We start from the raw sequence: 13042 nt of genomic DNA, 5'->3' as shown, positions 1-13042 counted from the left end.
TCGTATCCTTTGTTGTCTGGATTGATGTGGCAGCCTGCCTCTGACGTCAGGCGGAAGCAGCGAGTTCCGCGGCGAAGTCGCGGTAGCTGCGCAGTGGACGGCCCAGCAGTCCGGTCAGGCGGTCGACGTCGCCAGCGTCGGGAACCATGCCCTCGCTGACGAAGCGCTCGCCCATCAGGCGCATGTCGAACGCCATCCAGTTGGGCATGAACTGCCGCAGGTTCTGCTCGAAGCCTGTGAGGTCTTCGCCGAGGTAGAGGATCTGGCGACCCAGGACCTCGCTCCAGATTGCAGCGACGTCCGTGCCGGTCAGCGTATCGGGACCGACGAGGTTGATCCGGTCGAGCGGAAGGGCGATGTCGGCCTGCTCGCGGCGAAGCAATGCGATCGCCGCGACCTCGGCAATATCGCGGACGTCGACCATGGCGAGGCCCTTTTGACCGATCGGCATCGGATAGACGCCGTGGCTGAGGATCACGTCCTTGATCATCAACTCGTTGTCGATGAAATAGGCCGGACGCAGGATGGTCGCGCCGAGACCCATCTGCTCGATCATCCGCTCGACCGCGAGCTTGCCGGCGAAGTGCGGCACGTTCACGTAAAGCTCCCCGTGGATCACCGACAGGTAGACGATCCGCTCGATGCCTGTCTCGCGGGCAACGTTGAGTGCGATCAGGGCTTGGGTGAATTCGTCGGGCGTGACGGCGTTGAGCAGGAACAGGGTGGAGATGCCAGAGAAGGCGTTGCGCAAGGAATCGACGTCGAGCAAGTCGCCCTGCACAACGGAAACACCCGAAGGGAAATTCGCCTTCGAGGGGTCACGGACCAAGGCGCGGACGTCGGCGCCGCGCTTGACAAGCTGGTCGACGACCTGGCTGCCGACTTTGCCGGTTGCGCCGGTAACGAGGATGGTCATGGGGTTCACTCCGGTTTGAGATCAGAAAGACACCCATAAATTAGTGATCCACATCTGCACCAATAGATGCTAGATTTAGACATACCGTCTCACTGGTGGAACACATGGATCTTCTGGCGCTCGCTGATTTCAATCTCGTTGCCCGGCATGCAGGCTTCGGAAAGGCGGCGCGCGCCGCGGGACGCCCGAAGGCAACCCTGTCTCGCCGGGTCGCGGAGCTGGAGGCCGCCCTGGACCTGCGTCTGTTCGAGCGCGGAGGGCGCACCCTCAAGCTCACCGAGGAGGGACGGACGCTCTTCGAACGGACGGGCGCGTTGCTGGCCGAAATCGATGAGACAGCGACGGCGATAGCTTCGGGCGGACACATGCCGCGAGGCCAGCTGCGTATCAGCGCCCCTTTGCTGTTTTCCCAGATCGCGATGGGCAAGCTCGCGGCCGGCTTCGCGCTGCGATACCCGCAGGTCCGGCTCGAGGTGACGACGGAAGACCGATCCGTCGACATGGTGGAGGAAGGCTATGACCTGGTTATCCGGGTCAACCCGGATCCGGATGAAAACCTTGTCGGACGGATCTTCTTGCGTGACCGGTTGGTCGTCGTTGCAAGCCCAGCCCTCGCTCGACCGGCCGACACTCGCGCCGTTCCGGCCGTGGTGAGGGGAACGGGCGACCGGACCACAGCCTGGAATATCGTGACCTCAACCGGACGATCGCGTGTTGCGGCCGAGCCGGTCCTTCGCCTTTCGTCGCTCCTGATGATCCGCGATGCCATCCGGGCGGGCGTCGGCGTCGGACGCCTCCCGATCTCGCTTGTGAGTCACGATCTCGCCGCAGGCACATTGGCGCGCTGGGGCGACATAGACGGACCGGATATCACGCTGTGGGCTCTCTATCCGTCCCGGCGCCTGCTGAGCGCTCGCGTCTCGGCCTTCCTCGACTATTTGAAGGAAGCCTTTCCGAAAGGCACACCTGACGAATTGGCGGCCTATATCGGTGGATGAGAACCCGACGACCGAACGCTATCGGGCGCTGCGCCTTCTCGGTGTGGCCGTAAAGCGGTGGCGGCCCTGTTACAACATCCTGAAGCGGGGCAGCCCAGTCGATGTGATCGTAGAAGCGTCGTCGAGGAGACACGCCGTCATCGACGCATCAGCCCCATAGCATCGCAGGCGCGCCATGGGCCGCACGATCGGATGCGGCCATGAACTCGGGGACGGTTCACTGCTGGAGCGGCCTATGCCCCGCTCCCAGCTTCAGGCCGACCAGACCCGTTGGAGAAGGCCGAGCCAGTTCCCGCCCAGCACTTTTTCGATCTTTGAATTGCTCCAACCCGACCGCGACATGGCGTCCGCCAGATTCGGGAAATCACTGATGCGCCGGATACCATCGGGATTTTTGACCTCGCCGAAGTCGGTCAGTTTCCGCCCGAATCCTTTGTCGTGGGTGATCCATCTGAAGAAATCGTCGCCATAACCCTGGGTGAAATCGGTGCCGATCCCGACCGAATCCTCACCCACGAGATTGATCACATAGTCGATCGCGAAGATGTAGTCGTCGATGTTCGATTGGGCCCCCTTGGAAAGAAAGGGCGGGAACATCGTGACGCCCACAAATCCGCCCTTGTCGACGATATAGCGGAGCTCGTCGTCGGTCTTGTTGCGGGGATGCGTTTTCAGGCCTGCCGGAAGGCAGTGGGAATAGGCCACCGGTTTCTTGGATGTATCGATGACGTCCCTCGACGTCGCGGGACCGACGTGGCTGAGGTCGCACAGCATCCCCACCCTGTTCATTTCCGCGACGATCTCGCGCCCGAAATCCGAGAGGCCGGAATCCCTGCCCTCATAGCATCCGCTTCCGACCCAGTTCTGGGTATTGTAGGTCATCTGCGCGATGCCGATGCCGAGATTTTTCAGTATTTCGACGTAGCCGATCTGGTCTTCGAAGGCAGTGGTGTTCTGCATGCCGAGGATGATTGCCGTCTTCCCCGCGCTCTTTGCCGCAACGATGTCTTCGACGGACTGCGCCTTTACGATGTCGTCCGGATATTGGCGGAACCATCCATTCCATTTGGCGATGTTCTGGATGGTTGCCTCAAATCCCTCCCAGACGCTGCAGGTGCAGTTTGCAGCCGTGAGGCCCGCCTGACGCATCTCCCGGAAGATCTCGCCGCTCCAATTGGAGATGATAAGGCCGTCGATGACGATGGAATTGTCGTAAACTTGTCTCGCGGACGCGTTCATCGTGCTCATACTCTCAAGTTCAGTGGTTTTTCGCGTGCCGGCAGCTAATGCGTGCCGGCACCATGGTTGATTTTGATCTCGAACCGGCAGCGGTCGAAGCCCATCGCTTCACACTCGACTTCCCGGCATTCGATATCGAGCGGCTTGAGGCCCCGCGCCTCGGCGACGTATCTGAGCCCGCCAATGAAAAAGCCCTCGAACATGTAGCAGGTGGGATGATCGGCAGCGCCTCGGCTCTCCAGCGCATAGATGGAGTTCTTCAGGGTTATCTCCGCGCCGCCGAAGTCTTCATCGATGCGCTCCAGCCTGAACTGGCCCCAGCCGCGTGCGGTCAGGCGTTCAAGGTAGTGCTCGAAGACGCGCAGCCCCGACATGTCGTAGGTTTGGGTCTGTTTCTGGCACCAGTAATAGGCGGATTTTGCGCCCGCCTCGGTCAGCACCTGGCGATAAGCGGACAAGCCCAGTGTGCGTTCGACCTCCCGGTGAACGTTCACCATGAAGTGGCGGGGGATATAGAGCATGGGCAGACCGTCCGTCTGCCAGATCCCGCTCTCTTCGTCCACGTCGATGTCTACCGATGGCTTCATGCCTCACCTTTGCTGATGTGTCGTCGAATGGGACGGCGCGAAAGCGCCACCCCCGCCGCGAGCCGCCGCGTCACAAGGCCATGCGTTTTTCCGAACCCCGGATCCGGTTGGCATTCGCCGTCTCGCGCATCTCCCCAGACAGGGAGATCCTCGATGTCTCGCGAAGCGCCAGGCCTCCAGCCATCGCAAACACCGCGATCGCGATCAGATAGAATGCGGGAGAAAGGTTGTTTCCGGTGCGCTCGATCAGCCACGTCGCCATCAAGGGAGCAGTTCCCCCGAAGATCGTGTAGGAGATGTTGTAGGTGAATGCCGAGGCTGTGTAACGCGTGCGGGTCGGGAACGATTCAGACATCAACGTCGCCGTCACCACGCCGCAGGCCAGCGCGCCCACTGCGAGCAGGAGCACCCCGCCGACCGCATACAGCACCGAGCCGGAACTCGCCAATCCGAAGGCGGGCAGTACCGTTACGATCACCCAGACACAGATCAGGCCGACCGATTTGCGCCGTCCGATACTGTCCGAAATCAGTCCGGCGACAGGACAGGCGGCAGCGGCAAAGAACAGGGCCACGGTCGATACGAGGAGCGATTGCGGCCTGGTCAGGTTTCCGACGACCTGCAGATAGGTCGCGAAGTAGGTCGTGAACGTATAGAAAGACAGCGCCGTGAGCGAAATGAAGGCTCCCAGCCGCAGGATGGCGCCTCCCTGGCTTCGCAGTGTTTCGCGCAGAGGCGAATGCACGTGCGGGTTCTCTTCGGCGGCCATCGCTTTGAAAGCGGGGGTCTCGGCCATCCGCCACCGCAGGAACAATCCGACAATGCCCAAGGGCGCTGCGATGACGAACGGGACACGCCATCCCCAGGATGCCATCGCCTCGCTGGAAAGGCTGTTCTCAAGCGCAAAGACCAAAAGGGCGGCGCAGGCGAAAGCGGTGAACGTCGAGACCGGCACGAAGCTTCCGTACCAGCCTCTGCGGTGATTTGGAGAATGCTCCATCACGTAGGCGACGGAGCCGGCATATTCGCCGCCTGCCGAGAAGCCCTGGAGGCATCGCAAAACGGTCAGCAGTATCGGCGCCATCACACCGATGCTGGCATGGGTCGGCAGAAGGCCCATCAGGGTTGTGGCGCCCGCCATCATGAGAATGGTGAGCGACAGGATGCTTTTGCGCCCGACCTTGTCACCGAGGATGCCGAAGAATATCCCGCCCAGCGGCCGCATCGCGAACGCGACGGCAAACACGCCGAACGTCTTGAGCAGGCCCAGACTGACGCTGGAGCTTGGAAAGAACTGGTTCGCTATGATGGTCGCAAGAAAGCCATAGACCGCGAAATCGAACCATTCCACGAAATTGCCTATGGCGGCGGCACCGATCACTTTCTTGAGCGTATTCGGCGAAACCTTTGGGTCTGGCTGCCCTGTCATGCAGATATCCTCCCGAATCTGACACTGTGAGCTGCGCGGATCTTTGGCCCCCACCGGCATACTGGCCTGACCAGTTTGCCGAAACGCCGGCGCGTCTTTTCGACGTCTCCCGGTGTTCGTATGAGCGCCGCTGTTCGCGTTCAGCCCTTGACCCGCCATGCGTATGGATGGCGGGCGCGGAGGAATTCCAGTCGACTTCGCTGCAATTCCTCGCAACCAAGGATCATGGCCAAGGGCGCGTTTGTAAAATATTGATGGGTGCTTTATTGATAACCCCGAAATATCAATGGAGGACTGCCGGTGGCACTCGATCTGCGCCATTTGCGCGCGTTCCAGATGGTTGGAAACGAGCTGCATTTCGGGCGGGCTGCCAACAATCTGCGCATAGCCCAGCCGGCGCTCTCGAAGACCATTCAGCAGCTCGAAGCCGAAATCGGTGCGCCTTTGCTCACCCGTTCGACGCGGCGGGTGGAACTGACCGAAGCCGGCAAGGTGTTCCTGACCGAGATTTCAGGCGTAACAGGTCAGATCGAACTGGCGATCGCACGAACCCGCAAGGCAGCCCGCGGCCTGCAGGGCGAATTGCGCGTGGCCTATACCGACTTTGCGATCAATGGGAAGCTGCCCGAATTCCTGCGCGACTTTAACCTGGCGCATCCGGATATTCATCTGGATCTGATCTTCATGCCGACCGTTCGCCAGCATGTCGCGATCCTGCAGAACTCCATCGACATCGGCTTCATGTATGGTGAGTTCGATCATCAATCGACGAGCAGCCTGGTTTTCGATGAGAACGAATATGTGGTGGTGCTCCCCTCCGACCATCCGCTGGCAAAGAAGGAGACGCTGACATTGGCCGAACTCAAGGATGAGAAGTTCGTGTTCGGCACCGGTGACAGTTGGGTGGTTTTTCGTCAGCAGGTCTTTGCCAAATGCCGGGCGCGAGGCTTTTTTCCCGATATCGTCCTGGAAGCAACCAACAGCGACGGGATCTTTGGCCTCGTCATCGTCGGCGCGGGTGTCGCCATCTATTCCAATTGCATCGGAAACATGGCCCGGCAGGGTGTCGCGGTGCGCCCGCTCAGCGACCTGACGGAAAAACTGCCCATCTCCGCCGTCTGGGACCGCAGCAATCGCTCAAAGGTGCTGGCCACGTTCCTCAGGCATCTGCGGGAAACCACGAAGAAGCGGCTGCCCGAAGCTTCTCCCGTGGGTGGGTAGAACGAGGGCAGGTGAACACTCCGCGGCCCTGTCAATCGAGGGCAATCCGGGCCGCCTGGGCAGAACGCCACCACGGGACCATGGGCCGGCCGGTCCCGTCGAATTTTTTTGCGCGGTTCCTGGTTCACACAACGCGCGGCAGCTTTGCACCTTCATTCTCCCCGTTCGCAGCGATTAGAACCAACCGGGCCCCTTCTTGCTCCAAGGTCTTACACTGCCTGCAGTGTCACGCCGCTGCGCGGTCCGCTTCGGTGACGGTCACCTCATCCGTGTGGGCGAAACCCTTGGAATAGTCGAGAACCGAGATCACCTGGGGCTGGAGCTCGAAGACGGCGACGCCGGAGATGTCGAGGCCGGTCATCATCGATACGTATTCAGGGTACTTCTTTGGAAGCTCCACAAACAGGATCTCCCGGATCGTCGCTTCCTCAGCGACAGGAAAGGCGCGGGCGGCCATCGAAAGCCCGCCTATGGCCATCGGGTCGGTCGTGTCATGATCGATGGTGAGCGAGACGCGGTTGTCGCGCGCTAGGTTCCTAGCCTTCTGCGTGTCCTTGCCCGTCATGAACCACAGCCTCAGCCCACGGCTGACATAGCCGACCGTCGTCGCCTGCGGCCAGCCGTCCGGACGAAGCGTGGCGAGAGTGAGTATGCGGTGCTCGGCGAGCAGCTCAAGAATCTTGGTCCGAAGTGCGGTATCCATCGAAGGTCTCCTGTCCTGACGAGGGCAAGAGGATAGGTGCTTTCCAGACGAGGGACGTTGATCTCGCGCAAGGTGGAAAGTGCGCGCCTGTGCGAACATCCCTTGCAGGAGGTTCCGCCGATGGGGAAGATCAATCGCAAATGGCACGTCGCGCACAGAATGCCGAGGAATGCGAGCGAGGACGAACGCATCGCTTGGCACCTGGACCACGTCCGCAACTGCGGATGCCGCAAGATCGAAGGCAAGTTGGCAGAGCTTTTCAAGCGGCGGGGAATCGCAATCCCGCAATTCGTGCCGCCAAAGCCATCAAGGAGCTGTCGTGCCGAATTTTTCAGGAGTCTCGCAACGACAGAATCTCGTGCAGATGGTAACGGGGAATGTGCGCTGAGGCCTATTTCGCGGAAGAAGCAAACTCACGAGCGGCCTGGATGAACGCTGTGAAGGCGGCGGGCGGATTCTTTCGGCCTGGGTAGTAAAGCGCCAGCGGCGGTAGGCTGGGTGTCCAATCTCCCAAAACCTGAACCAGTCTGCCGGCCGCGATGTCCTCTCGGACTTCGGCTTCCATGAGATAACCGAGCCCGACGCCATTCTGTGCGGCAATCCGAACGAGGCTCGGCTCATCCAGGGTGAGCGAGCCCTGGACATCTATCTGGACGGCGTCGCCGTCTTTCGCGAAACGCCATCGGAACAAGGCGTGGTTTGGAAGACGGGCGCGGAGGCAGCGGAAGCGATAGAGGTCGGTCGGCACGTTCGGTTTGCCGTGTTTGGCTAGAAACTCCGGTGACGCCACGACCGCGTGCTGACGATGCAGCCCAAGGGGCACGGCGATCATGTCGATGGGCACGAGGTCAGCTGGTCTCAGACCAATGTCGAAGCCGGCGGCGACGATGTCGACAAGCTTTCCTTCGGTCACCAGATCGATGTGAACCTGCGGGTAACGCTGCAGAAACGGAAGCATGAGGGGTGCCAACACTTCACGCGCTGCCGACGCAAAAGCGTTGATGCGGAGCGTGCCGGATGGTGTCTGCTGTAGCGACTGCGCGGCCAACAGGGCATCGTGGATATCCGTCATCGCCGGGCCGACTCGTTCGACGAAGGCCCTCCCCGCGTCGGTGAGGGAAACGCTCCGTGTCGTCCGATTGAAGAGCCGAATGCCCAAGCGCTGCTCCAGCTTGGCGATGGCATTGCTCAGGGCGGTCGTCGACATGCCAAGATCAAGTGCCGCGGCGCGAAACGATCCATGCCGGGCAATGCTGATCACAGCATCGATGTCAGACAAGATATCGCGCGTCATTGTCCTTCTTTTCGCAATTCCTCGTCCTTATCTATCCCAGTTATCGGATCATTCGTCGAGCCGTAGATTATCTCCTGCCAGCCGCACATGCGCTGACCCAAGCGAGAAGGGCTTGGGGATACACAGGAGAATCAAGATGACGATCAAGTTGCCACCGAGCATCCAAGCCTACTTCGACGCCGACAACGCCCGCAGCCCCGACGCCGTTGCCGCAGCCTTCACCGACGATGCTGTCGTCCGGGACGCAGGCGAAATCCGCGCCGGCCGAGAATCCATCCGGCGCTGGAAGGTCGAGACCGATCAGAAGTATTCGTATACCCTGACCGAGCCCTTTCTCATCGCCACCGAGAACGGAAAGACCCTTGTGACGGGACATGTGTCCGGTGACTTTCCCGGAAGCCCGGTCGATCTGCGGTACTTCTTCGTTCTCAAGGGCGACAAGATCGCCGGTCTGGAGATCACGGTATGAGCCCCTTCCTGACGCTTGAGGGCCGCCGTGCCTTGATCACCGGTGGCACGATGGGAGCCGGCGCTGCGACCGTGGCGCTCTTTCAAGAGCTCGGGGCGCGCGTGTTGACCACCGCGCGTACCAAGCCCGCAGACTTCGCTGGCGCTGCATTCGTCGCTGCGGATCTCACCACCAGGGATGGTGCTGCAACGGTCGTGGATGCAGTTCAGCGAGAACTGGGCGGGCTCGATATTCTCGTCAATGTCCTGGGCGGCTCCTCCGCACCATCCGGCGGCTTCGCAGCACTGGATGATGCCGAATGGGATAAGGAGTTTAACTTGAACTTCTTCCCGGCGGTCAGGCTGGATCGTGCTCTCATCCCCGGCATGCTGGCTCAGGGAAAAGGCGTCGTCATTCATGTGACCTCAATCCAGGGTCGAATGCCACTGCCCCAGGCAACGACCGGCTACGCCTCCGCCAAGGCCGCGCTCAACACCTACAGCAAGAGCCTTTCCAAGGAGGTCTCGCCAAAAGGCGTCCGCGTCGTGCGGGTGTCTCCTGGCTGGATCGCCGATCCGGGCAAGAACGGTCTGGCGCTGCGCATCGCCGAACAGTCCGGCATCGGTTACGAGGAAGCGGTGCAGGTGATAATGGACACACTCGGCGGCATCCCGCTCGGACGACCGGCTGCTCCTGGAGAAGTTGCTGACCTCATCGCGTTCCTCGCTTCCGACCGAGCGTCGTCCATCACCGGCACAGAGCACGTGATCGACGGAGGCACTGTCCCGACCGCCTAACAGACGACCGTCGGTCTCGACCGACTGAAACCCGAACAACTTCGTGACATGGCTTCAAGAGGGCTCGATGGGGACGAGTGGCAGCGTTGGGGCCTGTCACCGTCGTCCGCCAACGGGGTCGTGAGTTGACGAGGTAAACTTCGCCCGACCGTCCGGATACGGCCCCAAAGCCGCCGGCGCAGCCCCCAAGGATTGCCCGCCGGCGGACAAGCGTTTTCGATTTACCGGTGCGAGCGCACGGAAAGTGGATTGTAGCGCTCCTCTTTAACAACTAAAGCGATGTCGGTCTTCATGCGAAGGGCATCGCGATGGTGAGCGTACTGAAATTAGCAACGCTTGAGCGTTTCCGTTTTTCACGCAAACGCGGAAACGCTCTGACTTTTTGTTTTAGCGCAACTCCATACGCAAAACCGCTTCGCACTTTTGCTGGAGTTGCTCGTTCTTTTTACGCAATTCCGGACGCAAAACCGCTGCGCACTTTTGCTGGAATTGCTTTGATCGGCCTGGCCATTGCGGCCGCAGCTCCAGCCGGCGCCCAGGATAGCGTCAAGGTCACGGATGATCGCGGCGTCACGGTGGAGGTTCCGGCGCAGCCGAAGCGCATCGCCTCGATCTCCTATTTCGCGGACGATGTCGCCCTCGCGCTCGGCATCAAGCCGGTGGCGAGCACCTATATGACGGCCGGGCGCGAGCCCGATTTCCTGCTTGGCCTGACCAAGGACATGAAGCAGATCGGCCAGCGCGCCAAGCCGAACCTCGAACTGCTCTCAGAGGCAAAGCCCGACCTTATCGTTGCCATCCGGCGCTATACGGTCGGCAACGCGCCGCAGCTGGAAAAGATCGCGCCCTACGTCGCCTACAATATGGAACTGCTGGACGGCAGCGACCGCGAGATCGCCGAGCTGTCGAAGATCTTGGGCAAGCCTGAGCGCGGGGCGCAGTTGAACAAGGAATTCCGCGAACATTTGGCGGAATTCACCGCCAAGGCGCCGAAGGACCTGCACCCGCGCTTCGCGATCATGTGGGGCGGCGAAACTCCCTTCGCCTTCCACACCGAGAACACGGCCGCATCCATCGTGGCGGCGATCGGCGGCGACAACATTGCCGGCAAGATGACGCCGGGCGGCGAATTCGGCATCGATCTCAGCCTCGAGACCATGCTCGAGAAGGATCCGGAAGTCCTGTTCATCTACGATTCCGGTCCCGACCGGCCGCATGAGAACAATCCGATCTGGCAGGAGCTCTCGGCGGTGAAGAACAAGCGGGTCTTCTATGTCGGCGACCAGTGGGTGGAGACGAACGGTCCGATCGCCCGCGAGATCGTGCTGCGCGAAGCGGCCCACTATCTTTATCCCGATGTGTTCCCGGCGGTCGACGTGAAGGCGGAAGCCGCCAAGATCATCCCGGCCGAGGCCCGGAAGTGAGCAGCGGCTTTGCGTCCGGAATTGCGCAGCAAAGAGATTGAGCATTCCCGCGTTTCCGCGAAAGGCGGAAACGCCCTGGCCATCGGCCTCGTCGTCGTCGCGACACTGCTGGTCATCCTGCTTGGCCTGATGCCTGGGGCCAGGATGTTGTCCTTCGATGATGCCCTGCGCGTTCTGTGGGCTCCCGACGGCAAGATCGAATCCATCCTGGTCTGGACGCTCAGACTGCCGCGAAGCCTCGCGGCTGCAGTGGCGGGGGCCGGACTGGCCGTCTCGGGCTATCTGCTGCAGGCGCTGACCCGCAATCCGCTCGCCGATCCCGGCATCACCGGCGCCACGGCCGGCGCGATCGCCCCGATCGTGGCCTGCTTCGTCTTCCTGCCCTGGCTTTCGTCTGCCTGGTACCCGTTCGTTGGCCTTGCAGGCGGGCTTGCCGCTTCGACGGTGACCTTCTGGGTAGCCCGCGGCGGAACCGGACGTCCGCTGCATCTGGCGCTGGGCGGCCTCAGCGTCTCGCTGTTCCTCGGCGCCGTCACCATCTACGTGCTGCTGCTGGCAGGGCCGCAATCCACCGCGCTGCTGTTCTGGCTGTCGGGCGGCTTCCAGGGGCGAAGCTGGGCGCAGCTTGCCCACATGCTGCCATGGGTCGTGCTCGGCGTGGCCGGCGCGCTGTCGCTGCACAGGGTGGTCGCGATGTTTGCGCTGAGCGACCACGCCGCCGCCGGCATGGGGCTTCAGCTCGATGTCTGGAAACCCGTGCTGCTCATCCTTGCGATCCTGCCCGTGGCCGGCGTCGCCCCGATCGCCGGTCCCGTCGCCTTTGTCGGTCTCGCCGCCCCGCACATCGCCCGGCTCCTGAACCCAAGAGGCGCCGTCTGGGAGATCGCCCTCACGGCGGCCCTCGGCGCGCTGATCGTCACTTGCGCAGATCTCGTCGGCCGTACCGTCGCGATCCCGAAGGAACTGCCGGTCGGCATCATGACGGCACTGCTGGGCGGACCGATCTTCATCTACCTGATCCAGCGCGACCGGCTCGACTTCAGGGCACAGCCGTCATGACGGCAGTCTCCCGGGCATCCGGCAAACCGAACACCTGGCTGCTGCCGGCCGCCATCGCCGCGGTTCTGCTGTCCCTGGCGGCTGCGGTGCTGCTCGGCGTGGTTGACATTCCCGCCGCCGATGTCGTCTCGGTATTGAGAGGAGCCGGTTCGCCGGAGGCGCGATCGATCATCCTCGACATCCGGCTGCCGCGCATCGTCACCGGCATGCTTGCCGGCATCCAGCTGGCGGTTGCCGGACTGATCCTGCAGACGATCACGCGCAATCCGCTCGCCGACCCATCGCTGATCGGGGTTTCGCAGGGTGCGACGCTGACGGTGACGATCTTCCTGCTGTTCACCGTCTATATCTTCAATCCGGGCTCGAACACCGTGGCCGAACTTCCCGTGGCCTGGCTGCCGCTGGCCGGCATGGCCGGCGGCATGGCGGCCGGCGGCATCATCTATCTGCTTGCCTTCCGGCTTGAGCTCAGCCCGCTGCGCATTACGCTGTGCGGCATCGCCATCGGCGCCGTCCTCCATGCCATCGCCATCGGCCTGATCGCCGGCTGGGGATCAGCGCGCATCGAGATCATCCTCGAATGGATTTCCGGCAGCCTCTATGCGCGCAGCTGGGACCATGCGCTTTTCCTGGTGCCCTTCACCATCGCGGGGCTGGCCGTGTTGCCGCTGATCTATCGCCCACTGGTGCTGCTGCAGTTCGATGCAGCGAGCGCCCGCTCCTTCGGTCTCTCCTATCGGCGGCAGTTTTCGATATTGCTGCTGGTCTCCTGCGCGCTCGCGGCAAGTGCCGTCGGCGTGGTCGGGCCGATCGTCTTCGTCGGGCTGGTCGTGCCGCATCTGGCGCGGTTCCTGGCCGGGCGGCATTTCCCGCTGGTCCTGCCGATGACGGTGGTGCTCGGCGCCGTGGTCGTCACGCTGGGCGACC

The 13042-nt window shown here is 62.0% G+C and carries 13 protein-coding genes; 7 read left to right on the top strand and 6 right to left on the bottom strand.

Annotated elements, in window-relative coordinates:
- Positions 1-46: 46 nt before the first annotated feature.
- Positions 47-916 (bottom strand): SDR family oxidoreductase, encoded by an 870-nt coding sequence (locus L4923_RS17485; protein ID WP_239367354.1) that lies wholly within the window; start codon positions 914-916, stop codon positions 47-49.
- A 104-nt stretch (positions 917-1020) separates the two neighbouring features.
- Between L4923_RS17485 and L4923_RS17480 the strand changes: the two genes are divergently transcribed.
- Positions 1021-1914 carry a LysR family transcriptional regulator gene (locus tag L4923_RS17480; RefSeq protein WP_239367352.1) on the top strand — a complete coding sequence of 298 codons (894 nt, stop codon included), beginning with the start codon at positions 1021-1023 and terminating at the stop codon, positions 1912-1914.
- 252 nt (positions 1915-2166) lie between these two features.
- Here L4923_RS17480 and L4923_RS17475 read toward each other — a convergent pair whose 3' ends face one another.
- The 3 genes from L4923_RS17475 to L4923_RS17465 all read right to left on the bottom strand — a co-directional run bounded on the left by L4923_RS17475 (position 2167) and on the right by L4923_RS17465 (position 5169).
- Entirely contained in the window at positions 2167-3162 is a 996-nt protein-coding gene (locus L4923_RS17475; RefSeq protein WP_239367350.1) for a dipeptidase, read from the bottom strand.
- A gap of 35 nt (positions 3163-3197) precedes the next feature.
- The gene (locus L4923_RS17470) at positions 3198-3740 is read right to left on the bottom strand and encodes a 4-vinyl reductase (protein ID WP_239367348.1); all 543 of its coding nucleotides are present in this window, start codon (positions 3738-3740) and stop codon (positions 3198-3200) included.
- 70 nt (positions 3741-3810) lie between these two features.
- A complete protein-coding gene (locus tag L4923_RS17465) occupies positions 3811-5169 on the bottom strand; it encodes an MFS transporter (protein ID WP_239367346.1) in 1359 nt (452 codons plus the stop codon).
- A 300-nt stretch (positions 5170-5469) separates the two neighbouring features.
- Here L4923_RS17465 and L4923_RS17460 point away from each other — a divergent pair, with 300 nt between their 5' ends.
- On the top strand, positions 5470-6390 hold the full coding sequence (locus tag L4923_RS17460) for a LysR family transcriptional regulator (RefSeq protein WP_239367344.1): 921 nt from the start codon (positions 5470-5472) through the stop codon (positions 6388-6390).
- Positions 6391-6616: 226 nt separating this feature from the next.
- On the opposite strand, the gene L4923_RS17455 is transcribed toward L4923_RS17460, so the two are convergent.
- Both L4923_RS17455 and L4923_RS17450 read right to left on the bottom strand, forming a co-directional pair.
- Positions 6617-7093 carry a pyridoxamine 5'-phosphate oxidase family protein gene (locus L4923_RS17455; RefSeq protein WP_239367342.1) on the bottom strand — a complete coding sequence of 159 codons (477 nt, stop codon included), beginning with the start codon at positions 7091-7093 and terminating at the stop codon, positions 6617-6619.
- A 391-nt stretch (positions 7094-7484) separates the two neighbouring features.
- On the bottom strand, positions 7485-8387 hold the full coding sequence (locus L4923_RS17450; RefSeq protein ID WP_239367340.1) for a LysR family transcriptional regulator: 903 nt from the start codon (positions 8385-8387) through the stop codon (positions 7485-7487).
- A gap of 136 nt (positions 8388-8523) precedes the next feature.
- On the opposite strand from L4923_RS17450, the gene L4923_RS17445 reads away from it, so the two are divergent.
- The 5 genes from L4923_RS17445 to L4923_RS17425 form a co-directional block, all read left to right on the top strand.
- Complete coding sequence (locus L4923_RS17445; RefSeq protein ID WP_239367338.1) at positions 8524-8856, top strand: nuclear transport factor 2 family protein; 333 nt, start codon at positions 8524-8526, stop codon at positions 8854-8856.
- Positions 8853-9632 carry an SDR family oxidoreductase gene (locus tag L4923_RS17440; RefSeq protein WP_239367336.1) on the top strand — a complete coding sequence of 260 codons (780 nt, stop codon included), beginning with the start codon at positions 8853-8855 and terminating at the stop codon, positions 9630-9632. Before L4923_RS17445 ends, L4923_RS17440 begins: the two co-directional genes overlap by 4 nt.
- 494 nt (positions 9633-10126) lie before the next feature.
- Positions 10127-11056, top strand: a complete 930-nt coding sequence (locus tag L4923_RS17435; RefSeq protein WP_425530963.1) for an ABC transporter substrate-binding protein — start codon at positions 10127-10129, stop codon at positions 11054-11056.
- Positions 11057-11077: 21 nt separating this feature from the next.
- Positions 11078-12115 (top strand): FecCD family ABC transporter permease, encoded by a 1038-nt coding sequence (locus L4923_RS17430; RefSeq protein ID WP_275448454.1) that lies wholly within the window; start codon positions 11078-11080, stop codon positions 12113-12115.
- A partial coding sequence (locus L4923_RS17425) for a FecCD family ABC transporter permease (protein ID WP_239367334.1) occupies positions 12112-13042 on the top strand: 931 nt, incomplete at its 3' end. The genes L4923_RS17430 and L4923_RS17425, both read left to right, overlap by 4 nt.

It is taken from the genome of Terribium retamae (genome assembly GCF_022347545.1).
Taxonomy (GTDB): Bacteria; Pseudomonadota; Alphaproteobacteria; order Rhizobiales; family Rhizobiaceae; genus Mesorhizobium; species Mesorhizobium retamae.
Note: the sequence above shows the minus strand (reverse complement) of the source record. Positions and strands in the feature narration are given on the sequence as shown.

Excerpts from the sequence above, each read along its gene's own strand:
- L4923_RS17465 (WP_239367346.1), bottom strand. The coding sequence starts at position 5,169 with ATGACAGGGCAGCCAGACCCAAAGGTTTCGCCGAATACGCTCAAGAAA.
- L4923_RS17455 (WP_239367342.1), bottom strand. The coding sequence starts at position 7,093 with ATGGATACCGCACTTCGGACCAAGATTCTTGAGCTGCTCGCCGAGCAC.
- L4923_RS17480 (WP_239367352.1), top strand. The coding sequence starts at position 1,021 with ATGGATCTTCTGGCGCTCGCTGATTTCAATCTCGTTGCCCGGCATGCA.
- L4923_RS17445 (WP_239367338.1), top strand. The coding sequence starts at position 8,524 with ATGACGATCAAGTTGCCACCGAGCATCCAAGCCTACTTCGACGCCGAC.
- L4923_RS17440 (WP_239367336.1), top strand. The coding sequence starts at position 8,853 with ATGAGCCCCTTCCTGACGCTTGAGGGCCGCCGTGCCTTGATCACCGGT.
- L4923_RS17485 (WP_239367354.1), bottom strand. The coding sequence starts at position 916 with ATGACCATCCTCGTTACCGGCGCAACCGGCAAAGTCGGCAGCCAGGTC.
- L4923_RS17450 (WP_239367340.1), bottom strand. The coding sequence starts at position 8,387 with ATGACGCGCGATATCTTGTCTGACATCGATGCTGTGATCAGCATTGCC.
- L4923_RS17470 (WP_239367348.1), bottom strand. The coding sequence starts at position 3,740 with ATGAAGCCATCGGTAGACATCGACGTGGACGAAGAGAGCGGGATCTGG.
- L4923_RS17475 (WP_239367350.1), bottom strand. The coding sequence starts at position 3,162 with ATGAGCACGATGAACGCGTCCGCGAGACAAGTTTACGACAATTCCATC.